Raw genomic sequence first — 24,723 nt, forward strand, 5'->3', positions numbered from 1 at the left:
ACCGCCTCGCCGGACCGGTGGAAGTCCTGTAAGGGAGATGGAGCATCAACTATTTACACTTGGAGTGTAACTTTCTCGGCGGACTCGTCAACCACTTGCAATGTCCGCGTTACTCAAGACCTCTGATCAGGCCACTCCGGCTGGTCGGAACTGCACGCTGACACGTGGTCCGACCGGCTTCGCCGTCTTCGGCACGGCATGCTCCCAGGTGCGCTGACAGGAGCCACCCATCACGATCAGATCGCCGTGGCCGAGGGGGAAACGCAGCGTCTCGTGGCCGCCGGCGCGCGGGCGCAGCAGCAGGTTGCGTGGTGATCCGAACGAGACGATGGCGACCATCGTGTCCTCGGTCGCAGACCGCCCGATGGTGTCACCGTGCCAGGCCACGCTGTCGCGGCCGTCGCGATAGAGGCACATGCCCGCGGTCACGAACTCCTCGCCCAGTTCGTCGGCGTAGTGCCGGTTGAGCTCGGCCCTGGCCGCGGTCAGCGCGGGATGTGGCAGGGGCTCCCGCGGGCCGAACCACCGCAGGAGCCGGGGGACGTCGACGACGTCGTCATACATCCGGCGGCGCTCGGCCCGCCAGTCGATGCCGAGCAGTGCCTCGAAGACCGTGTCCGACCCGTGCAGCCAGCCGGGCAGCACGTCGGCCCACGCGCCGGCGGTGAGCTGATGCCGGGTGAGGCGGCCGGTCAGTGACGCGACCGCCTCGACCGGCCCGGACATCAGGCCGGGCCCGGACGTCAGATCGAGCAGGGAAGGCTGGTAGGCGCTGGTCATGCCGCCATGTTAGTACGTGCGTTCGATTCCGGCTGGTCCCCTGGGTGTCCCTGTGGACAACGGAGTCCCTGTTTCCGCTTCTGTGGACAACGGATCGGCACCCGCCGGAATCGTGGCAGGCTTCGGGCGCAGAACCGCGGCGGCCAGCACCGCCGCCGCGACCCCGCCGACCACACCGATCAGAGAGGTGACCGCGATGGCGTCGACGAAGGCCGCCCGTGCCGCATCAGCCAGTCCCGCGTCCCCCGTCGTGGCCGCGACACCGAGTGCGTCACCGAGCGAGTCCCGTGCCGGGCCGGCCGTTCCGGACGGCATTGCCGCACGATAGGCCGTGGTCAGGACGCTGCCCAGGATCGCGACGCTGAGCGCCGTCCCGACCTGCTGCACCGTGTCGTTGACCGCCGACCCGACACCGGCCCGCTCCGGGGGCAGCGCGCCGAGCAACGTCCCCACCGCGGCCGGTGACGCGACGCCGCTGCCCATGCCGATGATCACCAGGGCGGCCGCCAGCTTGAGGTAGCCGTCCGCCGGGTCCAGTGATGCCAGCACCGCGAAACCACCCGCCACCAGGAGCAACCCGGCCGACAGGGCCACCCGCGCCCCGAACCGTTTGTCGACCAGCACGCCGACGCCGTTGAAGGCCATCGTCGTCACGATCATCGGGATGAACGCGGCGCCCGCTCTGATCGGCTCGTATCCGAGGACGAACTGGAGGTACTGCGTGATAGCCAGCATGACACCGCCGGCCGAGAACGAGAGCAGGACCAGGGAGAGGCTGGCGCCCCGGAAATTGCGGTCGCGGAAGAGTGACAACGGCAGCATGGGCTCGTCGACGCGGCGTTCCCAGAGCACGAAAGTGACGAGGGCGATCAGCGCGACGACGAAACCGCCGGTCGTGCGAGCCGACTCCCAGCCGTGCCCGGGCGCCGAGATCACGCCCCAGACCAGGGCGGTCATGCCGATCGTGGAGAGCAGAGCGCCGACCGTGTCCGGGCGGGTGGCCGGGCCCTTCGACTCCGGGATGATCGCCAGCGCGGCCACGATGCCCAGGACCGCGATCGGGATGTTGAGCAGGAAGACCGAGCCCCACCAGAAATGCTCCAGCAGCAGGCCGCCGAGCGTCGGGCCGCCGAGCGCGCCGAGCATGAGCACCGAACTCCAGATGGCGATCGCCTTCTTGCGCTCGTCCTCGCCGAAGACCGTGGTGAGGATGGCGAGCGTGCCCGGCATCAGGAAGGCGGCACCGAGGCCCATCAGGCCACGGACCGCGATCAGCTGGCCGGGGGTCTGGCACAGGGTGGCCAGTGCCGAGGCGCCACCGAAGACGACCAGGCCGACGACCAGGCCCAGGCGGCGGCCGTGGCGGTCGGAGAGGCTGCCGGCGGTCAGCAGCACGCCGGCGAAGACCAGGATGTACGCGTCGATGATCCACTGAATGTCGGCGGTGCTCGCGCCCAGGTCGCGGATCAGCGACGGGATCGCGATGTTGAGCACCATGTTGTCGACGACGACCACGAGCAGGCTGAGGCAGAGAACGCCCAGGATCAGCCAGCGACGTGGATGACGATCGGCCATCGAAACTCCTCTCTCGTACAGCGTTCGGGACAGCTCGAACACTGTACCAGTGGACTCGAACAGTGTACGAGAACCCTTAGGATGACCTCATGCCCGACTTCACCGACTCGGTGTGGACCCGTCCCGCCCGTGCCCGCACCGGTCAGCCGACGCTCAGCCGCGAGCAGATCGTCCGTGCGGCGATCGAGTTGCTCGACGCCGAGGGCACGGCCGGACTGAGCATGCGACGGCTCGGCGCCCGGCTCGGCTCCGGTGCCACCTCGCTCTACTGGCACGTCGCCACCAAGGACGACCTGCTCGAGCTCGCCGTCGACGACGTGATGGGGGAGGTCTACGTACCGGAGGCCGATGATGCGCCGTGGCGGATCGGCGTGTCCGTGATGGCCAGTGGCATGCGGGCCATGCTGCTACGGCATCCGTGGGTGATCGGGATGCTCGGCGTGCGGCCCACCATCGGGCCCAATGTGATGAAGATGAGCAACCGGAGCGTCGGCCTGCTCTCCGCGGCCGGGTTCACCGGGCCGACGCTGTCCCACGTGTACTCACTGATCACGGCACACGTGATCGGCGCGGCGACCACCGAGGCCGCGGTCGGTGCGGCGGTCAACCGGTCCGGGCAGTCCGCGGCCGAGCTGCGTAGGAGCCTGGAGCCGTTCATGGAGAAGGCGGCGGAGGAGTTCCCGGAGTACGCCCGGTGGCGTGGGGAGAGCGGCGTCGTCGAGATGGAACCGGACCAGGTCTGGGATCAGAGTTTCACCTTCGGCCTCGACCGCATCCTCGACGGGCTCGAACTGTGGCTGTCCCGCGGCGGCGACATCTCCGCGGGCGAAGGCGGCGTTGCCACACCCGGTGGCTGAGAGGCTGGCCGGCTGCCGGGACGAGCCGGCGGTCGAGGTGAGGCCGGGCCTCAGGCGGGTGTGGGGTCGGTGGCCAGGCGGGCGTGGGCGTGCATGTCGTGCCAGCCGTCGGCGTGCCGGGCCTCGCTGCGCCTGGTTCCCTCCGGCAGGTAACCGCATCGTTCGGCGACGCGGCACGATGCGGTGTTCGCTGTGGAGTGGCTCAGTTCCAGGCGGTGCAGGCCGAGCTCACCGAAGCTCCACGCGGTCAGCGCCGCCAGGGCCCGTGGTGCCAGTCGCCGGCCGCGCGCCTCCGGTAGTACCCAGTAGGAGATCTTCGCCAGCCCCTCGGCGAAGTCGATGTGGCGTAGCCCGATCTGGCCCACGACGTGGTCGTTCTCGGTGATCGCCCAGCCGGCGTCGGACTCGGAACGCCAGCGGGGTTCCCACTGGGCGATCCACTCGCGGGCCTCGTCGGGGTTCAGGCTCCGGCAGTGCCAGCGCTGGATCGCGGGGTCGGCGAACGCGGCGACCACGACCGTGACGTCCGGCTCCTGCCAGGGCCGCAAGGTGAGACGGCCGGTCTGGATCTCCGGCTGCTCCCTGGCCGACAGCGTTCCGGCGGGGAGTGCGGGCGTGGTCAGAAGAGGCACGCCCGCACTGTATGGCACCCGCTATTTTTCGGGGTCCGGGTGGTGGTAGGTGACCTGTTCCGGAGGGAGGGGGAATTCGATGTCCTCGCCGAAGGGGGAGAGGCCGCCCTGCAGGGGCGCGGCGAGTTCGGCGATCTCCATGTGGCCGTCGGGACCGACCGGTGCGACCTCCGGGAGGCGGGCACTGGACAGCGACGGGTTGACCGTGGACGGTGCGGCCGGGCGGTCGAGCTGGTCGCGGCGGAGGATCTTGCGACCCAGCCAGACCAGCGGGTCGTAACGCCGGTCGACGACGCGTTCCTTCATCGGGATGATCGCGTTGTCAGTGATCTTGATGTGCTCGGGGCAGACCTCGGTGCAGCACTTGGTGATGTTGCAGAACCCGAGACCCTGGCTGGACTGCGCGTACTCCTTGCGGTCCTCGAGCGAGTCGAGCGGGTGCATGTCCAGCTCGGCGGCCCGGATGAAGAAACGCGGGCCGGAGAAGGCGGGCTTGTTCTCGTCGTGGTCGCGGATCACGTGGCAGGTGTTCTGGCAGAGGAAGCACTCGATGCACTTCCGGAACTCCTGGCTGCGTTCCACGTCGACCTGCTGCATCCGGTACTCGCCGGGGGCGACGCCGGCCGGCGGGGCGAACGCGGGCGTCTCCCGTGCCTTCTCGTAGTTGAAGGAGACGTCCGTGACCAGGTCACGGATCACCGGGAAGGTCCGGATCGGGGTGATCGTGACGGTCTCGTTCTCCTCGAACGTCGACATCCGGGTCATGCATCCGAGCCGCGGCTTGCCGTTGATCTCCATCGAGCAGGAGCCGCACTTGCCGGCCTTGCAGTTCCACCGGCAGGCCAGATCGGGCGCCTCAGTGGCCTGCAACCGGTGGATGATGTCGAGGACGACCTCGCCCTCGTTCACCTCGACGTCGAAGTCGCGCAGGTCGCCGCCGGACGCGTCACCGCGCCAGACACGGAATCGGCGTTTCACTCCGCCTCCCTCTCGGTCAGTTCCTCATCGGTCAGATACTTGGCCAGCTCACTGCGCTCGAAGAGATCGAACAACTCGTCCCGCATCCGGGGCACCGGCTTGCGCTCCAGATGCACCTCGCCGGTCTCCTCCAGCGAGCAGACCAGGTTGACGCGCCGCCACTCGGGGCTCATCTTCGGGAAGTCCTCGCGGGTGTGGCCGCCGCGCGACTCCTCCCGCTCCAGCGCCGCCTTGGCCGTGCACTCCGAGACGACCAGCATGTTGCGCAGGTCGAGAGCCAGATGCCAGCCCGGGTTGTAGCGCCGGCCACCGGTCGCGCCCACGTTCGCCACCCGGACCCGCAGCTCGTGCAGCTTCTTCAGCGCGTCGGAGAGTTCGCCCTCGCGCCGGATGATGCCGACCAGGTCACCCATCACCGCCTGCAGATCCTGCTGCAAGGTGTACGGGTTCTCGCCCCCCTCACGAACCAGAGGCGCGAGGGCCACCTCGGCCGCGGCCGCGACGTCGACCCTCGACACCTTCGGCCGGGCCGGCAGCGCGTCCACGTAGGCCGACGCGTGCTCCCCGGCCCGCTTGCCGAAAACCAGCAGGTCGGAGAGAGAGTTGCCACCCAGCCGGTTGGAGCCGTGCATGCCGCCGGACACCTCGCCCGCCGCGAACAGCCCCTGAACCGTGCCGAGGGCCGCGCCGGTGTCCGGCTCGACCTCGACGCCACCCATCACGTAGTGGCAGGTCGGCCCGACCTCCATCGGCTCCTTGGTGATGTCGACGTCGGCCAGCTCCTTGAACTGGTGGTGCATCGACGGCAGACGCCGGATGATCTGCTCGGCCGGCAGACGGGTCGAGACGTCCAGGTAGACACCGCCCGCCGGGCTGCCGCGACCGGCCTTGACCTCGCTGTTGATGGCCCGGGCCACCTCGTCGCGGGGTAACAGCTCGGGCGGCCGGCGGTTGTTGTCCGGGTCGGCATACCAGCGGTCGCCCTCCTCCTCGGTCTCCGCATACATCTTGCGGAAGACGTCGGGGACGTAGTCGAACATGAACCGCTTGCCGTCGGAGTTGCGCAGCACGCCGCCGTCGCCACGGACCGACTCGGTGACCAGGATGCCCTTCACACTCGGCGGCCAGACCATGCCCGTCGGGTGGAACTGGAGGAACTCCATGTTGATCAGGGTCGCCCCGGCGCGCAGCGCCAGCGCGTGACCGTCGCCCGTGTACTCCCAGGAGTTGGAGGTGACCTTGTAACTGCGGCCCACCCCGCCGGTCGCCAGCACCACCGCCGGCGCCTCGAAGAGCAGGAACTCGCCGGTCTCCCGGTAGTAGCCGAACGCGCCGGCCACCCGGTCGCCGTCGAGCAGCAGCTCGGTGATCGTGGTCTCCTGGAACACCCGGATCCGCGAGTCGTAGCTGCTGGTCTCGGCGAAGTCCTCCTGCTGCAGCGACACGATCTTCTGCTGCAGCGTCCGGATCAGCTCCAGGCCGGTACGGTCGCCGACGTGCGCCAGGCGCGGGTACTCGTGGCCACCGAAGTTGCGCTGCGAGATCTTGCCGTCCTTGGTCCGGTCGAAGAGAGCGCCGTACGTCTCCAGTTCCCAGATCCGCTCCGGCGCCTCCTTGGCGTGCAGCTCCGCCATCCGGAAGTTGTTCAGGAACTTGCCGCCGCGCATGGTGTCACGGAAGTGGACCATCCAGTTGTCGTTGCTGTTCACATTGCCCATCGCGGCCGCGGCGCCACCCTCGGCCATGACCGTGTGCGCCTTGCCGAACAGCGACTTGGAGATGATCGCGGTGCGTTTCCCGGCGAGCCGGGCCTCGATCGCCGCGCGCAGGCCGGCGCCACCGGCCCCGATGACGACGACGTCGTACAGGTGTCGTTCGATCTTCGTGCTCATCGCCCGCCCTTTCAGTTGATGATGCGCAGGTCGGTGAACCACTCGGCGGCGAGACCCATGATGTAGAAATCGGTCAGCGCCAGCGTGCCGAGCGTGATCCAGGCCAGCTGCATGTGGCGGGTGTTGAGCTTCGACACGAAGGTCCAGAAGCGGTAGCGCACCGGGTGCTTGGAGAAGTGCTTCAGCCGGCCGCCCGCGATGTGCCGACAGGAATGGCAGGACAGGGTGTACGCCCACAGCATGATCACGTTGACCCAGAGGATCACGTTGCCGAGCCCGAGCCCGGTCGTCTGTGCGTGCACCGCGTCCCACGTGTTGATCACCGAGATGATCACCGCGGCGTAGAACGCGTACCGGTGCGCGTTCTGGAAGATCAGCGGGAACCGGGTCTCACCGGAGTAGCTCTTGTGCCCGTCCGGCACCGCACACGCCGGCGGCGACAGCCAGAACGCCCGGTAATACGCCTTCCGGTAGTAGTAGCACGTCAACCGGAAGAGCAGGAGGAACGGCAGGGTGAACGCCGCCTCCGGGATGAGGAAGAAGCTCGGTAGTGGAGTGCCGAACATCGCCGCGTCCCCGCATGCATCCGTTATGCAGGGCGAATAGAACGGCGTCAGATAGTGGTAGTCCGGTACGAAGAACCACTTGTGCATGAACACCCGGACGGTGGCGTAGGTGACCCACGCGCCCAGGCCGATAAAGGTCACCAGCGGCGCGAGCCACCACCGGTCGGTGCGCAAGGTCCGCGCCGCGATAGCCGCGCGCGCCTTGCCGCCGCCCGGCGTCGTTGCCGTCGTCGTCATTCCATCTCCCTGACAGTGCCGTGTGCAGGGTCGCGGCGTGACGACGTCAGGGCAGGCTGAAGCCCCACTCCGCCGACGCGCCGCGACAGTGATGTGGGGCACACGTTACGCCGAAGGTCTGACTCTTTGCGGACTGGGTCACAAAAACCTCATCCCGCCGGGCAAAGATCATCGCCTATGAAGTAGATGATCTATCCCGAGGCGTTGCCGGTGACGTTCCACTCGGCCAGATGCAGGGCCGGAGCGGCATAACGGGCACGCCCCCACGACTCCGGCAACAGCACCGTCTCGGCCCCGATCCCGAGCACCCGCCCCTGGCCCAGCGCCCGCGGATAGGACTGGGTGAACCGCACGTTGCTCACCGCCGACGTGACCTCACCGTCCTCCACCAGCCACACCCCGTTACGGGTCAGGCCGGTGATGACCAATGCCTTCGGGTCGAGGACCCTCGTGTACCACAAATCGGTGATCAGCAGACCCCGGCGCATCCCGGCGACCAGCGGCCGGGCCGAGTCGGCGATCGAGCCGGTGCCGCCCGCCCCCGGTGTGGCTCCGGGCACCGGCGCCGCCTCCAGCCGCAGATGCGTGGCTTTCGGACCCCATGAGCGGGACGCCGGCGAGGCATGCCCGGTCGACACGGCACCCGCCAGCGCCGCCGACGTGCGGTCGTGTGCCACCGCGGTGGTCACCCCCTCACGGACCAGCACCAGCGGCCGGCGCGGAGTGCCCTCGTCGTCGAACGGCAGATCGGCGGCCGGCTCCTCGCGGCTGCCGAGCGGCTCGTCCACGATGGTCACCGACGGGTCGAACTGCTCCTTGCCCAGCTCGGCGAAACTCTGCTGATGGTGGTGGGCCTTGCCGTCGAAGCCGAAGATCGCGAAATTCTCCAGCAGGTCACGGACCGCGTCGGGCTCCAGCACCACCTCGTAACGGCCCGGTGGCAGCTCGACCGGGCCACGGGCGGCCCGTGCCTTCGCCGCGGCCCGGGCCCCGAGCACCGCGCCGTCCAGATCGGCCAGCCGGGCGGCCGCCAGCCGGGCCACCCCGTCGGCCCCCTCGCAACGGGCGATGCCGTCCATCGCCGCCTCCGCCGTCCGCCCCTCGACCGCCTGGCCCGCGCTGTTGGCGAACGCGGCCGACACGTAGACCGTGCGGCAGTAGCCGGCCGTCTCCAGCCCACCGGCCGCCTGCACGAAGTCACCGACCCGCGCGGCGCGCTCGGCCGGGTCGGCCCGCGCGGTCGCCTCGTCGAACCCGAACGCCAGCCCGGACCGCTCACCCGACCCCGGATGGCCGGCCGACAACCGCAACGCCGCCGGCGGGGCCAGGCCCGGCCAGGATCGGTCGACAGGCGACACCCGCACCGCCGCGAGTGTCCGCTCGACCAGCGCGCGCAGGCCGTCGGCGCTGGTCACGGTGGTCGAGCCGCCGGCCGTCCGCCCGTCGGCGTGCAGGCGCAACCGGACGCCGGTCGTCGCCGACGCCACATTTTGATGGATCGTCGAATTCGCGAAACGGGTCAGCGCCTCGGCGTCGTGCCGGACGTTGACCTCGGCCTCCGCCGACCGGCCGCCCAGCTCCCGCACAATCTCGATGACCCGGGCCGCCAGCTCCAGCTCGGCCCCGGCCCGACCACCCTCGCCGCTCATCCCCGCACCCCCACCCGCACGTTGGTGAATCGGGCCGGCGCCGCCGGATGCCCGGTGTGCCCGATCTGGCCGGGCTGGCCCTTGCCGCAGTTGGGCGTGCCCCACGCGATCGTCTCGCTCGACAGCATGTCCATCGACTGCCAGAACCTCGGGCCGATCCCGGTGTAGGTCGGGTTGCGCAGCATGCGGCCCCGCTTCCCGTTCTTGACCTCATAGCCGATCTCGCACCCGAACTGGAAGTTGAGCCGGCGGTCGTCGATCGACCAGGACCGGTTGACATCCATGAACACGCCGTCGTCGGTGGCCGCGATGATCTCGTCGAGGGTGTGCGGGCCCGGCTCCAGCCCGACATTGGTCATCCGCACCATCGGCAGCCGGGACCAGCCGTCCGACCGGACACTGCCCGCGTAATCGAGCCCGGCGATCGCCGCCGAGTCACGCCCGGCCAGCACACCCACCCACAGGCCGTCGCGGACCGCATGCCGTTTCGCCGCCGGGGTGCCCTCGTCGTCGAAGCCGAAACTGCCCAGCGCGCCCGGGAACGTCGGGTCGATCGTGATGTTCATCAACTCGGAGCCGTAGCGCAGCGAACCCAGCCGGCTCAGATCCAGCCAGCTCGTGCCGGCGAACGCGGCCTCCCAGCCGAGGATCCGGTCGAGCTCGATGGCGTGCCCCACCGACTCGTGGATCTGCAGCGCCAGCTGCTCGCCGCCGAGGATCAGCGTCGTATCGCCGGACGGGCACAGCGGCGCCGTCAGCAGCGCCCGCGCCTCCTCCGCCATCCGCGGCGCGTTGCCCACCAGGTCGATCTCGTCGACCAGCTCCCAGCCGCTGGTGCCGAACTGGCCACGATGGGACGGCCACGACCGGCGCTGCACCTCACCGTCACCGATCGCGATCGCTGTCACGCCGGCGCCGCACTCCCGGATGTGCTGGTCGATGCGGTGGCCCTCACTGGAGACGAACCACTTCCTGGTATCCCAGATCGCGTAGTTGGCCTCGGCCACGTCGGCACCCGCGGACTTGGCCGCCTCGGTCGCCCGGACCAGCAGGTCGCCCTTTGCCGAGAGTGGCACCCCGAGCGGATCGATCACGCAGTCGGAGGCCCAGCTCGCCACCACCGGGCGGGCCGGGACCAGGTCGGCCGGAGGGCCCGGGACCGCGGCGCTCGCGGCGGCGATCTGCGCGGCGCGCCTCCCGGCCGCCCGCGCGGACGGCTCGGTCAGATCGGGAACGGCGTAGAAGCCCCACCCGGAGCCGACCAGGGCCCGCACGCCCAGCCCGGCACTCTCGTCGAAGCCGAGATCCTCGACGTCACCGTCACGGGCCGACATGGTCTCTGATCGCCGCACCATCACCCTGGCGTCGGCATAACGGGCGCCGGCGTCGAGTGCGGCCTGCACCGCCGCCCCCGCCTCATCGAAGTGGGTCATGACCCGACCCTATGCGCCGGGTGCGACAGTTTCAGCGAGGCGGCAGCAGATCCGCCGGATCGATGGTCGCGACCACGGGCTCGGTGAGCTCCAGCAGCTCGCCGGGAGCGGCCTTGGCATGCTCCGTGTACCGATCGCCGTCCAGGCGGAGGAGGTGGAAGGTCTCGATCCGGGGATCGATCAGCAGGTACCACGGGATTCCAGCGTTCGCGTAGTGGCGCATCTTCTGGACCGTGTCCGCCGACGCGTTGGACGGCGAGATGACCTCGCAGATCAGCTTCACCACGGGGGCGTCGAACACCCGCTCCCCGAGATTGAGCTCTGTGGTGATGAGGAAGTCGGGAATGCGGATGTGACCGGGGCTGAGGCGAATACCCAGGCCAGGAAAGACGTGGAGTCCAGCGTTGCGGGCTACGTGATACAGGGCGACTACAAGTTTGGTGACGATGTGCTGATGGCCTCCGGTCGGAGTGGGGATCACTACCAGGCTCCCGTCGAAAAGTTCGATGCGCTCGAGCGTTTCGCCGATGGCCAGATACTCCGACTCGGTCCAGTAGTGGTCCTCGAGGTGGAGGAGGGCAGTCGTCATGGCGTCGTCTCCCGTCTTGTCGGATGGAAACTGTCCCACATCAACATGCTCCATGACAACCCTCCTAGTGACTACCTCCCCGGAGGAAGGTTAGCTCCTCCTCGAACGTCACGGCAGTCCGCGACGGGAAACCGTCCAGTTCGACGCCGACGAGCAGCACGTCCGGGGAGGTTCCGGCCTCGCGCAGGGAGTGGTGGGCGTAGACGTCGGGGGCGTCGCCACGGTCGCCCAGGTAACGCTCGGACACCGGCCCCGGCAGGTCGGCCCAGTCGATCACCGGCCGGTGCGCCACCGCCCGGTGGAAGATCTCCGGCCGGCGCAGCACACCGAGTGCGGCCAGCCAGCCGCCCAGCCCGCGGCCGTGCACCGCGACCCGGGTGAGGTCGAGGTCCGGATGTTTGCCGTGCAGGGCGTGCAGGGCGTCGGCCTGGTCGCCGAGCATCACGTCGGCAAGGCGCCGATGGACCGCCTTCTCGAAACTGGGGGCCACTCCGGGCGTACCCCGCGAATCGATGCTGACCACCGCGAAGCCGGAGTCGGCGAACCGCTGTCGCTCCCGCCACGCCGAGGGGTCCGCCAGGACCTGCTGATGCCCCGGCCCGTCGCCCAGGGTGACCAGCACCGGAAGCCTGGTCCCGCCGACGTGCCCGGTGGGGTAGAGGACCGCGGCCGGGAGCCGCCGGTCGGTGACGCGCTCCAGCACCGGCTCGGGGTACCCGGACGGATCCGGCACCGCCGACCGCAACGAGATCACCCGATCGCCGTGCCACACCCGGTTGCCGGCGACCAGCACGTCGCCGCCGACGGTGACCTGGTCCGTCCCGGTGAGCAGCGTCACCCTGGTCACCTCGGGCCCGCCGCCGCCGAGCGACGTGCGGACCCGGAAGACCTCCCGCACCGCCGGGTCGCCGAGACTGCCCTCGACGATCAGGTCGGGCGTCCCGGCCGGCCCACCGGGTCGCGGCAGCGTGCCGGCCACCCGGCGGACGTAGAGGCCGGGCGGTGTGAGCAGGCTGCCGTCGGCGAAGAGACAGCGTGCGTCGAAGCCGTCGTGAGCCAGTTCGCCGCCGACCAGCACGCGACCGTCCGGCAGGTGCCGCGGCGTGCCCGGGATCGGCTCGACCCAGCGGGCGTCGGCGAGTTCGGCGTGCACCTGCGTCTCGCCGGTGCGCGGATCGATGGACAGGACCAGCCCGTGCTGCTGCATCCGGCGCAGCACGGTGATCAGCGGGCCACCGCCGGCCCACCGGGCCTGCGCCAGGTAGGGATAGGTCTCCCGGTCCCAGTGCACGTCGACCCAGCCGTCGTCCAGGTCGAGAAGATGCAGGCTGACCGTCCGGGCGCTGCGCACGGCCAGGATCTGCGATCCGTCCGGCGACCACCACCATCCCCGGGTACGCCCGAACTCGCCCGCCCACGTCCCGGGCATCCCCCACGAGATCGTCCCGCCGTGTTCGCGCCACGCGTTGCCCGGCTCGCCGGCCATCAGCCGGTCCCCGTCCGGCCCGGTGACGTGCAGCGACGCCGCTCCACCGGGGTCGATGACGTAGCCGATGCGGCGGCCTTGCGGGTCCGGCCGGGCGTCGTGGACCGGCCCGTCCGACGGCAGTGCGGTGACCGTGCCGGTGATCAGGTCGGCCCGCAGCAGCTCGCCGTCGCGGATGAGCGCGGCGACCGTCGCGTCCCGGTCGGTCGCGCAGGAATCGACCGGCCCGGTGATCCGGCGTTCCTCCCCGGTGGGCAGATCGAGCAGCCAGAGGCCGGACGAACGGAGGAACACGACTCGGGCGCCATCGGCCCCGACGGTCACGGCGTACGGGTACTCCACCACTCCAGCATCGCCGATCGGGCCCGGCTCGCGCCGGGCAAACCGCGGGCCCGTCTCGCTGCCGGCGAACCGCGGGCCCGTCTCGCTCCCGGCGAACCGCGGGTTGGTGAGCCGAACCTGTCGGTGGTCGCGCGTACAGTATCCGCCGTGACTGAAGAGTTGCCCGCCCGCCGCCTGCTGCTGGTCCACGCCCACCCCGACGACGAGGTGATCGGCACCGGGGCGACGATGGCCCACTACGTCTCGGCCGGCGCCCACGTGACCCTCGTGACCTGCACCCTCGGTGAGGAGGGTGAGATCCACGTCCCGGAGCTGGCCGGCCTCGCCGCCGCCGAGGCCGACCAGCTGGGCGGTTACCGCCTGGTCGAGTGGGAGCGCGCCTGCTCCGCGCTCGGCGTCACCGACCGGCGCATACTCGGCGGCCCTGGTCGTTACCGTGACTCCGGCATGATGGGCCTGCCCACCAACGAGCACCCCCGAGCGTTCTGGCAGGCCGACCTGGACGAGGCGGCCGCCCACCTGGTCGAGATCATCCGCGAGATCCGCCCGCAGGTCATGATCACCTACGACGAGAACGGGTTCTACGGCCACCCCGACCACATCCAGGCCCACCGGGTCGCGATGCGTGCCGCCGAGCTGGCCGGCGAGGACGGCCCGTCCAAGATCTACTGGACGGCCATGCCGCTGAGCGTGCTGCTGGACGGCATGGAGGCGTTCCGCGAGTCGGAGAGCAACCCGTTCGCCGACGTGGAGAAGGTCGACGACCTGCCGTTCGGCACACCCGACGAGGAGATCGCGGCCCGCGTCGACGGCACCGACCACTACGCGAAGAAGACGGCGGCGATGCGCGCCCACGCCACCCAGATCCCGGACAACTCCTGGCTCTACGGGATCGCCGGCGACTTCGGCGGCGAGTTCATGGGCGTGGAGTACTACACGCTCGTCAAGGGCACGCGCGGTCCCGGCTCGGGTCCGCACGGCTGGGAGAGCGACCTGTTCAGCGGGCTGGCATGACCGGCGAGATACCGGCCGCCGTCGCGGAGGAGCAGCCGGCGCCGCTGATGCGGGCCGACGGCGTCCTCCGGGCGGCCGGCCTCACCGTCGCGCTCCTCGCCACCGTCGTCACCGCGTTTCTGGAGCTGGAGCTGAGCGCGCTGCGGTTCGGGGCTTTCGCGGCGATGCTCGACGGCGACTCGCCCTACACCGGCAGCGGGGCCCCACTGCCGATCGTCGTCCCGCTGGCGATCGGGGCCAACCTCGCGATCGCCTGGTTCGCCGTGACCACGACCGGCCGCCGCTGGGCGGCCGGCCCACCGTGGGCGCTGTGGACGCTGCTGATGCTGACCGCGGCCGGCACCCGCACCACCGAGGGCGACTACCTGGTCGGCGGGACCAACTGGGTGGCCCTGGTGATGATCCTGGCCGGCAGCCTGACCTTCGCGGTGTATGTGTATCGCCTGATCCTGGCGCCCCTGAGCCGCGACAGCGCCCCGTTGAGCAAGGACAGCGAACTCTCAGGCAGTGTCTAGGAATCCTGGCGCACCGTCGGCCAGGATGAGCGCTACGATCCCGCCACGAGAATTCACGGTGCTCATTCTGGAGGACGAGATGAGGCAGCAGCGCTGGTTCCGGATCACGGCGCTGGCCGTCGCCCTGTTCGCGGTCAACGTGATCGCCAGGCTGGTCATCCGGTTCTCCTCGGGGGACGAGAGCGGTCAGGGGCTCGCCTCGATCGCCATGTTCGTGGTGATCGCGCTGATCCTGGCCGTGCTGACGTTCGTCCGCTCGCAGCGGCAGGCGCCGAGCGACTGGCTGCCCGACGTCGGGTTCGGCGCGCTCGGCGGCATGGCCCTGACGGTCCTGGTCGGACCGTTCATCAGCGGCCACGGCCCGTTCGCCAACGGCGCGGGTGACTTCTTCTCGCAGATCTGGCTCTACGGCGCCTGCGCGATCGCCGGCACGGTCATCGGCTACTGGATTGCCGTCATGCTCGGCCGTGACTATCGGTCGCGGGCGCTGAAGGCGTACACCGAGGCCCGCAAGAGCCGTCCCCGCCGGGTCGTCGGCCGCTGACCGCAGCCGGTCGAGGTTCGGCGGGCCGGCTCCACCGCACAGACGACGGGCCCCGTCACCGGAGGCGATCTAGAGCGGTGCTTCCCTGGTCAGATAGGTGTGGTGGGTGGCGAAACCGAGCCGCCCGTAAAGGGCGACCGCCGCCGTGTTGCGCTCCTCGACCTGCAGATAGGCCCGGTTGGCGCCCCGCTGGGACGCCCAGTGGGCCAGCGCCCGCACCACGTGCCCGCCCAGCCCGCGCCGACGTGCGGCGTGGGCGGTCTGCACGAGCGACACGCCGAGCAGGCGGTCCGGTCCGGTGACCGCGCCGCGGGCGACCGCGAGCAACTCGCCGTCGCTGTCGCGGACGTGGGCGAAGACCCGTTCCGGTACGCCGTTCAGGATGGTCAGCGCGGCCGCGGGCAGGCTGCCCTTGTGGTCGGCGACCATCGCATACCAGTCGTCGCCGGCCGCGTCGGCCAGGTCGACGGGGGGCAGGTCGGCGCGACCCGCAGCGGCCAGCATCGGGGCCAGTGGGGCGGTCTGCACCAGGGTCAGCGGGCGGCTCGTCCAGCCACGGTCGTCGAGGGTCGCGTTGACCGGCGCGGCGAGCGGCATCGGGGCGTTGATCAGGGGTCGCTGGCCGCGTTCGCCGTACCACTTGACGACGGCGTCGATGGCCGCCTCCAGCGGCCGGTCGGGGTCGCCGACGGCGAGTGCCGAGTTGGCCCGGCCGGTCCAGTTGTCGGCGGCCCGCAGCAGCCAGCCGCCGAGCCGGCCGCGGACCGGGGCGGGCCACGCCTCGTCGGCGGCGAGTTCGAGGGCGATCACGGCGGCGGCGTGGGGCCGTCGTGCCGGTGGCACCCGCTTGGCCCGGTGCACCTCTCGCAGGGGCACCCGCACCGTGCCTTTGTCGGTGGCTAGTGTGAGATCGGTCTCGGTGAGGTCGACGAGCTCACCCAGCGCATCCGTGAAGAGCGTCCGGTCCCCGGATACGCCTACAATTCGCCGTACCACCACCCGGTGTCCCACATCCTGCTGTCGGAGCACGCATTACCTCCCTCGGCGGGAATACTAGGCTCTGCAATTTGTCGTCGGCGGTTCCCGCGGCGTGGCTTCGAAGGGAAAGATCCGTGACCTACATCATCGCTGAGCCCTGCGTCGATGTGCTCGACAAGGCATGCATCGAGGAGTGCCCGGTCGACTGCATCTATGAGGGCAACCGGATGCTCTACATCCACCCCGATGAGTGCGTCGACTGCGGAGCCTGCGAGCCGGTCTGCCCGGTGGAGGCGATCTTCTACGAGGACGACGTGCCGGAGCAGTGGAAGGACTACACCAACGCGAACTACGAGTTCTTCGAGGACCTCGGTTCGCCCGGTGGCGCCTCCAAGGTCGGCAAGATCGACAAGGACACGCCGTTCGTGATCGCGCAGCCTCCCCGTGGGGACGCACACTGAGCGCTCTGTCGTCGGCCCTGCCGGATTTCCCCTGGGACCTGCTGGAGCCGGCCAAGACGCTCGCCGCGGCACACCCGGGCGGCATCGTGGACCTGTCGATCGGCACGCCGGTCGACCCGGTTCCGGCGTCGATCCGGCAGGCCCTCGCGGACGCCTCCGACGCGCCCGGTTACCCGCTGACCGCCGGCACGCCGCAGCTGCGTGCCGCGATCGGCGGCTGGCTCGCCCGGGAGTGCCGGGCGAGCGGCGAGCTCGGTGTGCTGCCCACGATCGGCTCCAAGGAGCTGGTCGCCTGGCTGCCGACGCTGCTCGGCATCGGTCCGGGCGATGTGGTCGTCATCCCGTCGGTCTGCTATCCGACCTATGAGGTGGGCGTCCGGCTGACCGGCGCCGAGGTGATCCGGTCCGACTCGCTGACCGCGATCGGCCCCGACCCCCGGGTCAAGCTGATCTGGATCAACTCACCGTCCAATCCGACCGGCCGGGTGCTCCCCGTGGAGCACCTGCGCAAGGTCGTCGACTGGGCGCGTGAGCGCGGCGTCACCGTGGTCAGCGACGAGTGTTACCTGTCGCTCGGCTGGGAGACGACCCCGGTCTCGGTGCTCGACGACCGGGTGACCGGCGGCGACTACACCGGTGTCGTGGCCGTGCACTCGCTCTCCAAACGGTCCAACCTGGCCGGTTACCGGGCCGGTTTCCTCGGTGGTGACCCCGCACTGGTCGCCGAGCTGCTGGCGGTCCGCAAGCACGCCGGCATGATCGTCCCGGCGCCGGTGCAGGCCGCCATGGTGGCCGCGCTGACCGACGAGACGCATGTCGCGGAGCAGCGCGAGCGTTATGCGGCCCGTCGCGAGATCCTGCGGTCCGCGCTGGTCAAGGCGGGTTTCGAGATCAGCCACTCGGAGGCCGGTCTCTACCTGTGGGCGACCCGCGACGAGGACTGCTGGGCGACCGTCGACCGGCTCGCCCGCCGGGGCATCCTGGCCGCTCCGGGCGCCTTCTACGGCCCGGCCGCGGCGAGACACGTGCGCATCGCCATGACCGCGACCGACGAGCGAGTGGCGGCCGCGGCCGACCGCCTGAGCGAGCCGTTCTGACTTTCGAGGGAGTGCCCGCCGTGGACATGACGATCGTGACGGTCCACGGTGAGGCACGCCGTGAGGTGCCCCCGGAGCAGGCGGTCTTCTCGGTGACGGTGTCCGCGCGGGACCGCGACAAGCCGTCCGTCGTGACGCGCCTCACCGAGCGTTCGGCCGAGGTCGGCAAGATCCTCGATCGATACGGTACGGCGATCGAGCGCCGCGAGACCGCGGGCCTGCACGTCTACCAGGAGTACCGGCGGCGTGGCGAGCGCAGCGCCTTCCACTCCGGCTCGCTGACCACCACGGTCACCGTCGTCGACTTCGACCCGCTCGGTGAGCTGCTGGCCCAGCTCGCCTCCAGCGAGTCCATCTCGGTGTCCGGCCCCTGGTGGCGGCTCCGCCCGGGCAGCCGTGCCGGAGCCGATGTGCGCCGTGACGCCGTCACCGACGCCCTCGACCGTGCCCGGGAGTATGCGGCGGCAGTCGGTTCCGAGCTGGACCGCATCGTCGAGATCTCGGACGCTGAGGCGGCCGGGGCGCATCCGATGATGATGCGGGCCGCCGGTGGCGCGGCGGAGGACGCCGAGGACGGCCCGGCCTTCGACCTGGACCCGCGGCAGCAGGTCGTCGAGGCCCGGGTGCTGATGCGGGTCACCATCACGGAGCCGACGGTCCTGCGAGCCTGATCGGCGGAAAACGCCTCCGGACGACCGGGGAGTCGGCAAGACTCGGCAGCATGCGCAAGGGCCTCGGGCACCTGTTGCTGCGGGTGGCGAACGTGAATCCCCGAAGTGTCACCACACACTCGGACCGGGTGCTGTACCGATCCATCGGCGTCTTCATACTGCTCTACTTCGTCTACGCGACGGTGGGCGGTGCCGCGTTCATCGACGCCAGCTCCGGCTACAGCCATCCCTGGTACCAGTGGCTGGTCGGGCCGCTCGTGGCGATCGGTGTGGTCGCCTACGACCGCGCGGTCGTGGGCCGGGTGACGATCAGTTTCGAACGACTGGAGTCGTCGGACCCGCGGCACCTGCTGCGACCGCCGACCCTCGGTCTGTACGTGGGCCGGATCAGCCTCGCGCTGCTCTTCGCGATCGTCATCACCGAGCCGCTGATGCTGGCCCGGTACCGCGGCGAGATCGAGGCCCACCTCGCGCAGGTACACAGCGAACAGCTCAGCGACCTGGACGCGGGTGGTGCCGTCGCCGGTTACACGGCCCGCCTCGGCGAACTCCGCGACGAGACGGCCGCCGACGACACCGCGGTCCGCCGTCTCGTCGACCGGGCCGCCCAGAAACGTGAGGATGCCCGCCGCACCTACCGGCAGGCGCTCGACGACTCGGCCGGCCGCGGCGTCACCCGCAGTCCCGGCTGCCCGCGCGACGGCTACTGCTACCAGCTCGTACGCCGTTCTCGCGCCCTCGACGACCAGGCCGCCAGGCTGGAACGTCAGGCCGCCGCCCTGCAACGTGACCAGCGGGAGTCCCGTGCCGCCCGGGCCGGCGAACAGTCCCGGCTGGCCGAACGGATCAGCGACGAACGGTCCGCCAACGCCGACGTGGTGCGCGGTGACTCCGGTTTCGGTGCCCGTACCGCGGCGATGTGGCATCTGATCCGTTCCGACTTCTGGGGCGTCGGCGTCTTCTACCTCGGTATCGCGCTGCTGCTGGTGGCCCTGGACTGTGCGGCCATCGGGTTGAAGCTGGTCTCCCGCGGCAACGCCTACGAACGTGCCGAGGCCCGGGCGGCCCGGCTCCGCGAGCACGAGGCGTCTCTCATGCACGAACGTGAGATCCACGACGCCCGAACCTACGGCGAGGCCACCGCCAAGGTCATCGCCGACGGCATCGAAGCGGCCTCCCACGACGGCCGCCTCGCCCGGGCCGCCACCGACCGGGCACGGCACGTGCTCCACGACGCGGTCGTCGTCGACCCGGCACGCATCGAGCGCCCGATCCCCCGTCACCGCATCAACGTCTGATCATGATCATGGGCGTACGGCCTGGGCCCGCACCGGAACGGTGAACGTCGCCCCCTGGCACGCCGGGACACCGCCCGGCCGGATCGACAGGGCACCTTCCAGGATGAACGCGCCCACCGTGTTCCGCGGCACCTCCCACGACACCGCGAACGACGGCTGGGTGAACTCGACCCGGGCCTCGGCGCAGCCGGCCTCCCGGTGGGCCTCGTCGGCGACCGCCCGGCCCTCGACCGGCACGATCTCGGTGATGTGCACCGGCACCCCGTGCTGGTTGGTGACGGTCACCGTCAGATTTCCGGGAGTGCCCGCGCGCAGTGGCCGCCCCGGGTCGGAGATGGCGGTCAGTGACACCTCCACGGCGGTGCCCGAGGCCCACTCCTCCACCGTGGGCGGACTGTTGAAACGCCAGTAGGCCCAGGCCGCGCCCGCGTTGGCGAGCAGCGCGGCGATGGCCGCGGCACTGAGAATGACCCGGGCCCGCCGGTCGAACCGCCGGCGTCGCTCCGGGTGCCGTACCTCCCAGGTGGGTTCCTCGTAGTCCCCGGGGTCGAGTTCGAGATGCGAGGGCGACCGGCCGTCGCTCTCGGACAAGCCGAAAAGAGTGTCGCGCCGATTCACGAAGCGACCTCGGTGGCAGCCGCCGCGCGGGGATCCCTTGGTTCGGGCATGCGGCTCGTTCCTCCTCGAGGGCCGGTGGGAAAGATGCCGGGTTCGGCGCTCATATAACGTTCCCCGACACGGATGTCCGATGTGATCGGTTTTCCGTCCGCCCTTCCAGCGCATAAATCGGACAGGTCTGCCGATACGGCTTACCCCTGCGGGGTGACGAAATCGACCGTCCGGCCAGCCTCGGCCCGACGATCGATTCCTGCCTCTCACCGGTTGTCCCAGCCCCGACTCGGTACGTCCGACGTCGCACATTCCGCCCGAAATCGCGACTCCGCTAGCCCTTCCCCGGAGCCTCGCTCTCCCCGCCCGCCGTCACCGACGGCGACGACGACGGCGAAAGACTGGCCGGCAAAGACTTCACCGGTGTACGGGTCGGCACCGACTCGACCGGTGCAGAAGGTGCGGACGACGTGGGACCCGGCCCGGGGCTCGTCGTCGGCTGCACCGCGCCGCCCACCCCGTCACCGTCGCCGCCCGACCCGTCCTTCTTCCCCGCGTCCCCGAACCCTTCCTTCGCACCCTCCCCCTCACCGGCCGCGGACCGCCCCGCCACCGCCCCACCCGGAACGACGAGAGACTCACTCGCCGGACTCGCCACACCAGCCCACCGGTCCCCAGCCACGGCCCGCACCGTGTAGGTCACCGAACTCCCCGCCTCAGCCGCCCCATCGGCGCAGGTCAGCGTCGCGGCCCCGACCCGGCAGACCTCACCCTGAACGTTCCCCGAATGCCGAACCACCGCATACCCACCAACCGCCGCCCCCGACGGAAACCTCACACCAACCCAGCTGACCCGCGGCACTCCACCGACAACCCCCGCCTCCGGCTTCCCCACCATCGGTAGAACGAATGCGGCGGCAACGGCTTCACCTGACGTGGTATTGACTGACCAATTGGCCCAAGCGGTGAGCCCGCTACCCAGTGCCATGGCCCCCATCGCGCTGGATACGACGATCATCGCCGCAGTGCTTCGCCTCACCGTTCCGTCCTTCGTGCCTTGGCCGTGAACTCCACGCGAAAGGTCGCCTGTTGGCATGCAGTGGCAACTGTGTTCGGCATCCTGACCTCAAACTCGCCATTGGATGTCCGCCCATGGGCAGGCACTCTCAACGGGAGGTGACCAAGATAGGATCCGATCTTGAGATTGGTCGAGATCGGTCGACACTCGCGCTTCGACGTTGAGACCACGCGCGCTTCAATATCTTGGACTTGAATCGGATACGGAAACGGGTTCGTCACGGTCACCGCGGTGCGACGGACGGCTCCTGGATAGAACCTCTTCATGGCGGTTCCGGTGAGAGTGAACGAGTGGGTGCTGCGACTGACAAGTTCCGCAGAACCTTGACCCGTGCCGGCCGCGGCCCAGACGCAGGCCACTGTCAGTCCGCTTGCTGCACTACGACGAAGCCATCGCTTTCGTAAAGGACTAGGTCGCATTGCTTCGCCCGGTTGCCGCGAGTGGGATCGTGAAGGAAGCCCCTTGGCACGCGGAGTCCGAGTCGTTGGTCATCTTGAGTGCCTTGGAGATGAAGAAGTCCTTCTTGGCGTTGGCCGCGATCGTCCAGGTCACTGTGAAGACCGGGTCGACCAGGGAGACACCAGTAGTGACGCACCCGGCGTTCCTGTGTGTTTGATCAACCGTGACGGGATCAGGCCCAGCCCGGAACACGGTTATCCTCACCGGGAAGGGATTGTCGTTGTGTACCGTCACGACGAGGTCTGCCTTGGCGCCAGGGTAGAGCGGTTGGTTGGGGCTGATTTGACCTACAAGCCGAAGTGCCGCGACGTCCCGAGCAGTTGCTGCGGTGGTTCGCGATCCCGTTACCCGCCAGAATGCCCAAGCCGCGCCCCCAGTGACAGTCAGGACGGCGATAACCGTGGCTGCCACCAGGGACCGTGCGCGGCGCGATGATCTGAGCACGTAGCCATTCCTGTCTCTGGGCTGGAGGTACGGATGGCCGGGGGCATCGCGTGAGTGCCCCCGGCCCTGTGGTCAGGGATCAGTCGTCAACGGCGGCGCTGTTGGCCGCGACCTGGACGCCAATCTGGAAACCGTTGCCCGCACACCCGGGAGCCGCGTTAGCGATCATCCGGACCGCCTGCACGTAGGTGATCGTGTGGGTGCCACTGTTGGCGTCGAGCGAGATGTCGCTTGTAGCGCTGGGCTCGGCACCCGGAACCTGCACGACGTTGTTGGACGCGCACGCATTCGTGTCGTTGCTCGTGATCGTGAGGGAGATTCCGGAGATATCGACCGGGAACGGGTTGGGGTTCGAGACGGTGAAAGCGATGTTGTGCTTACTCCCGGGGAAGAAAGCGGTAGGCGTCAAGGTGATCGTCTGCCCGACAACGAGCGGCGAGATGGTGGCGCCGGACGCCGCGACGGAGCCGGTTCCGGTGACGCCCCAGACGGCCCAAGCCGCGCCACCGGTGGCGACGATGACGCCAGCGGTGACGAGGGCGGCAGAACGCTTGGTGAACTTGCGCATGGGAATGTTCCTCCTGGAACGCGGTAAGCGAGCGACACCTACGCAAAGCCACGAGCGACTTACGCGGGGTGCACGTCGTTAATCGGATGTCACCGGGGCCCACAAGGCCACCCGGCGCTGCGACAAAGATGGCGGACCCGTCCCAAGCCGACGATCGTCCTTACCGTTCACCTGTTGCATGCGAGACGGCGGCGGTTCCGGCCCGTCCCGGCTAACCCGTACGCGTGACGGCGGCCGCCGCACCGATCACCCAGGACCGTGGCGGAGATCGATGAAAAGCGCCCCACCTGCATCGATGCCCACAGTGCACCGATGTCGGAGGAGGGCAACCCTGAGCGCCCCTCGGATTGCCGAAAAGCCCCAGAATGATGCTTGAAACGTGAAGTAAAGCGCCGTTTCGGCACGAAATCGGAACGGTTCTCGGAACAATTTCCGGGAGGCCGACCCTAACGGGTTACCGGGCTGTCAGTGCCGTTCCCCTGAAAGAGGCTTGACGCTTATGCCTCTGTCGGCCGCTCGGCACGGACGAGGAACCGGTGGGACCGCACCGTGAACCCGCCGCGCGCCCGGATGGTCGCCGACAGACGGGCCAGCTCCCTCTCGTACCGCAGGGGGGTGAAGTCTCTGATCTGCCATGGCACCGACCGCAGTTGATGGACCACCGCGGCGATGTCGTGGAACGCGAGCAGCGGATGCTCCTCGCGCACGTCGGTGACCCGCAGACCGGCCGCGCGCAGCGCGCCGGCCGCCACCTCGGCGTCCCACCGGCGCGGATGTGGCGGCGGCGCGCCGAGGGCGGTGTTGAGCTCGGCCAGGTCGTCGCTGCCGACCTGCTGGGTGAGCAGCACGCCGCCCGGTTTGAGCAGGCGGGCGATGTCGGCGGCGGGGAGACGGCCGTGCCGGCTGAGGACGAGGTCGAACTCGTTCTCCTCGGACGGCAGCTCGGTCTGCACCGCCACCCCGAACGGCGCGAGCCGTTCGCGGGCGGCGGGCGTGTTGCGGGCCCAGGTCTCCACCGCGACGGTGCGCGGGGGGAGCGGGGCAAGCTCGGCGAGCAGCTCGCCGCCGCCGGTGTCGAGGTCGAGGACGCTGCATGCGCGGCGCACCAGGGGGCGGGCCAGGTCGAGGTACGACCAGGACGGCTCGGACGCCACGGCCAGGCCGTCCAGCCAGGCGAACTCCCACCCGGTCATGGAGGCGCCGGTAGCCGCGGCGTTGAGCTCTTCCTCCTGCCGGTTCGTACGCACGCCTGCGAAAGTAGCCGGGCATGCTGTCCAGCAGCGACTCGATCCCACCGCCTTTCCAGGACCGGTGCCGGACTGTGGCTGAACGGTTACCTACCTCTCAATGGCGGACCGGCATGAGGAGGGAGAACCGGGAGTCGGCGCCCACCGGCCGGAAGACCAGCGGGCGGACCGGACCGTCGAGTTCGAGCTGGAGCTGACCGGCCGCACCGGCGTCGAGGGCCTCCAGCAGGAACTCCCGGTTGACCGCCACGTGCGACTCGGTGTCGGCCGCCCACTCGTCGGCTCCGGCGAACCGCACCCGGCCCGCCTCGTCGACGCCGAGGACCGACACCGGGTAGGGGTGGCCCTCGTGCTCGCGGTCGATCACCGGGGCGACGGCCAGCAGCTCACGCAGTTCGGCGACGTCGACGGTGACCGTGGGGACGGCCGGTGGGAGCAGGCGGCGGTAGTCGGGGAAGTCCATGTCGATCGGCTTGCCCTCGACGGTCCGGTCGCCGGCGCGGGCGGTCACCAGGCCGTCGGTCAGGTCGACGGTGATCGAGCCGGCGCGGATGCCGTGCAGCTCCTCGACGAGCGCGTAGGGCAGGAACAGCCGGGCCGGTGAACCCTCGACGACGGCCGGGGCGGTGGCGGCGGCCAGCCGGTATCGGTCGGTGGCGACCAGCGTGACCGTCTCCTCACCGGTCTCGAACAGCACGCCGGCGGGGATCGGGTCGGGGGGGCG

Annotated in this window: 22 protein-coding genes and 1 pseudogene (1 of these 23 running past the window's edge); 8 read left to right on the plus strand and 15 right to left on the minus strand. The window is 69.9% G+C overall.

Going from position 1 to position 24,723, the window contains the following annotated elements:
* Positions 1–126 precede the first annotated feature (126 nt).
* Together ACFO0C_RS21575 and ACFO0C_RS21580 are read right to left on the minus strand one after the other, a co-directional pair.
* Positions 127–780 carry an alpha-ketoglutarate-dependent dioxygenase AlkB gene (locus ACFO0C_RS21575; RefSeq protein WP_378068444.1) on the minus strand — a complete coding sequence of 218 codons (654 nt, stop codon included), beginning with the start codon at positions 778–780 and terminating at the stop codon, positions 127–129.
* A 9-nt stretch (positions 781–789) separates the two neighbouring features.
* The gene (locus ACFO0C_RS21580; RefSeq protein WP_378068445.1) at positions 790–2,355 is read right to left on the minus strand and encodes an MFS transporter; all 1,566 of its coding nucleotides are present in this window, start codon (positions 2,353–2,355) and stop codon (positions 790–792) included.
* 89 nt (positions 2,356–2,444) lie between these two features.
* Between ACFO0C_RS21580 and ACFO0C_RS21585 the strand changes: the two genes are divergently transcribed.
* Positions 2,445–3,212, plus strand: coding sequence for a TetR/AcrR family transcriptional regulator (locus tag ACFO0C_RS21585; protein WP_378068446.1), 768 nt, complete (start codon positions 2,445–2,447; stop codon positions 3,210–3,212).
* A 50-nt stretch (positions 3,213–3,262) separates the two neighbouring features.
* Here ACFO0C_RS21585 and ACFO0C_RS21590 read toward each other — a convergent pair whose 3' ends face one another.
* From ACFO0C_RS21590 to ACFO0C_RS21625, 8 genes are all read right to left on the minus strand, one after another.
* Complete coding sequence (locus tag ACFO0C_RS21590; protein ID WP_378068447.1) at positions 3,263–3,844, minus strand: GNAT family N-acetyltransferase; 582 nt, start codon at positions 3,842–3,844, stop codon at positions 3,263–3,265.
* Positions 3,845–3,865: 21 nt separating this feature from the next.
* On the minus strand, positions 3,866–4,822 hold the full coding sequence (locus tag ACFO0C_RS21595) for a succinate dehydrogenase/fumarate reductase iron-sulfur subunit (RefSeq protein ID WP_378068448.1): 957 nt from the start codon (positions 4,820–4,822) through the stop codon (positions 3,866–3,868).
* Positions 4,819–6,714, minus strand: a complete 1,896-nt coding sequence (locus ACFO0C_RS21600; RefSeq protein WP_378068449.1) for a fumarate reductase/succinate dehydrogenase flavoprotein subunit — start codon at positions 6,712–6,714, stop codon at positions 4,819–4,821. Before ACFO0C_RS21600 ends, ACFO0C_RS21595 begins: the two co-directional genes overlap by 4 nt.
* 11 nt (positions 6,715–6,725) lie before the next feature.
* A complete protein-coding gene (locus ACFO0C_RS21605) occupies positions 6,726–7,517 on the minus strand; it encodes a hypothetical protein (protein ID WP_378068450.1) in 792 nt (263 codons plus the stop codon).
* A gap of 191 nt (positions 7,518–7,708) precedes the next feature.
* A complete protein-coding gene (locus tag ACFO0C_RS21610; RefSeq protein WP_378068451.1) occupies positions 7,709–9,166 on the minus strand; it encodes a TldD/PmbA family protein in 1,458 nt (485 codons plus the stop codon).
* A complete protein-coding gene (locus ACFO0C_RS21615) occupies positions 9,163–10,599 on the minus strand; it encodes a TldD/PmbA family protein (protein WP_378068452.1) in 1,437 nt (478 codons plus the stop codon). The genes ACFO0C_RS21610 and ACFO0C_RS21615 overlap by 4 nt, the downstream gene beginning before the upstream one ends.
* Positions 10,600–10,630: 31 nt before the next feature.
* Entirely contained in the window at positions 10,631–11,242 is a 612-nt protein-coding gene (locus ACFO0C_RS21620) for a Uma2 family endonuclease (protein ID WP_378068453.1), read from the minus strand.
* A 10-nt stretch (positions 11,243–11,252) separates the two neighbouring features.
* Positions 11,253–13,019 (minus strand): S9 family peptidase, encoded by a 1,767-nt coding sequence (locus ACFO0C_RS21625; protein ID WP_378068454.1) that lies wholly within the window; start codon positions 13,017–13,019, stop codon positions 11,253–11,255.
* A gap of 144 nt (positions 13,020–13,163) precedes the next feature.
* On the opposite strand from ACFO0C_RS21625, the gene mshB reads away from it, so the two are divergent.
* Genes mshB through ACFO0C_RS21640 form a run of 3 tightly spaced genes read left to right on the plus strand, consistent with a single transcriptional unit; the run spans position 13,164 to position 15,089 of the window.
* Positions 13,164–14,030 (plus strand): N-acetyl-1-D-myo-inositol-2-amino-2-deoxy-alpha-D-glucopyranoside deacetylase, encoded by an 867-nt coding sequence (gene mshB, locus ACFO0C_RS21630; protein WP_378068455.1) that lies wholly within the window; start codon positions 13,164–13,166, stop codon positions 14,028–14,030.
* Positions 14,027–14,545, plus strand: coding sequence for a hypothetical protein (locus ACFO0C_RS21635; RefSeq protein WP_378068456.1), 519 nt, complete (start codon positions 14,027–14,029; stop codon positions 14,543–14,545). Before mshB ends, ACFO0C_RS21635 begins: the two co-directional genes overlap by 4 nt.
* A 25-nt stretch (positions 14,546–14,570) precedes the next feature.
* On the plus strand, positions 14,571–15,089 hold the full coding sequence (locus ACFO0C_RS21640; RefSeq protein WP_378068457.1) for a hypothetical protein: 519 nt from the start codon (positions 14,571–14,573) through the stop codon (positions 15,087–15,089).
* Between the two features lie 69 nt (positions 15,090–15,158).
* Here ACFO0C_RS21640 and ACFO0C_RS21645 read toward each other — a convergent pair whose 3' ends face one another.
* Positions 15,159–16,118 carry a GNAT family N-acetyltransferase gene (locus tag ACFO0C_RS21645; protein ID WP_378068458.1) on the minus strand — a complete coding sequence of 320 codons (960 nt, stop codon included), beginning with the start codon at positions 16,116–16,118 and terminating at the stop codon, positions 15,159–15,161.
* 83 nt (positions 16,119–16,201) lie between these two features.
* On the opposite strand from ACFO0C_RS21645, the gene fdxA reads away from it, so the two are divergent.
* The 4 genes from fdxA to ACFO0C_RS21665 are packed head-to-tail and all read left to right on the plus strand — an operon-like array spanning position 16,202 to position 19,594.
* A complete protein-coding gene (gene fdxA, locus ACFO0C_RS21650) occupies positions 16,202–16,528 on the plus strand; it encodes a ferredoxin (RefSeq protein WP_378068459.1) in 327 nt (108 codons plus the stop codon).
* On the plus strand, positions 16,525–17,625 hold the full coding sequence (gene dapC / locus ACFO0C_RS21655) for a succinyldiaminopimelate transaminase (RefSeq protein ID WP_378068528.1): 1,101 nt from the start codon (positions 16,525–16,527) through the stop codon (positions 17,623–17,625). Before fdxA ends, dapC begins: the two co-directional genes overlap by 4 nt.
* A 26-nt stretch (positions 17,626–17,651) precedes the next feature.
* On the plus strand, positions 17,652–18,296 hold the full coding sequence (locus ACFO0C_RS21660; RefSeq protein WP_378068460.1) for an SIMPL domain-containing protein: 645 nt from the start codon (positions 17,652–17,654) through the stop codon (positions 18,294–18,296).
* 50 nt (positions 18,297–18,346) lie between these two features.
* Complete coding sequence (locus tag ACFO0C_RS21665) at positions 18,347–19,594, plus strand: DUF4407 domain-containing protein (RefSeq protein ID WP_378068461.1); 1,248 nt, start codon at positions 18,347–18,349, stop codon at positions 19,592–19,594.
* Positions 19,595–19,600: 6 nt separating this feature from the next.
* Here the strand turns inward: ACFO0C_RS21665 and ACFO0C_RS21670 are convergent, their stop codons facing one another.
* The 4 genes and pseudogenes from ACFO0C_RS21670 to ACFO0C_RS21685 all read right to left on the minus strand — a co-directional run.
* On the minus strand, positions 19,601–20,185 hold the full coding sequence (locus tag ACFO0C_RS21670; protein ID WP_378068462.1) for a hypothetical protein: 585 nt from the start codon (positions 20,183–20,185) through the stop codon (positions 19,601–19,603).
* 2,078 nt (positions 20,186–22,263) lie between these two features.
* Complete coding sequence (locus tag ACFO0C_RS21675) at positions 22,264–22,752, minus strand: hypothetical protein (RefSeq protein ID WP_378068463.1); 489 nt, start codon at positions 22,750–22,752, stop codon at positions 22,264–22,266.
* 497 nt (positions 22,753–23,249) lie between these two features.
* A complete protein-coding gene (locus ACFO0C_RS21680; protein WP_378068464.1) occupies positions 23,250–23,999 on the minus strand; it encodes a class I SAM-dependent methyltransferase in 750 nt (249 codons plus the stop codon).
* 97 nt (positions 24,000–24,096) lie between these two features.
* Positions 24,097–24,723 (minus strand): annotated as a pseudogene (locus tag ACFO0C_RS21685) (DNA polymerase III subunit beta family protein) (it continues 406 nt past the right edge of the window).

It is taken from the genome of Actinoplanes subglobosus, assembly GCF_042650585.1.
Classification (GTDB): Bacteria; Actinomycetota; Actinomycetes; order Mycobacteriales; family Micromonosporaceae; genus Actinoplanes; species Actinoplanes subglobosus.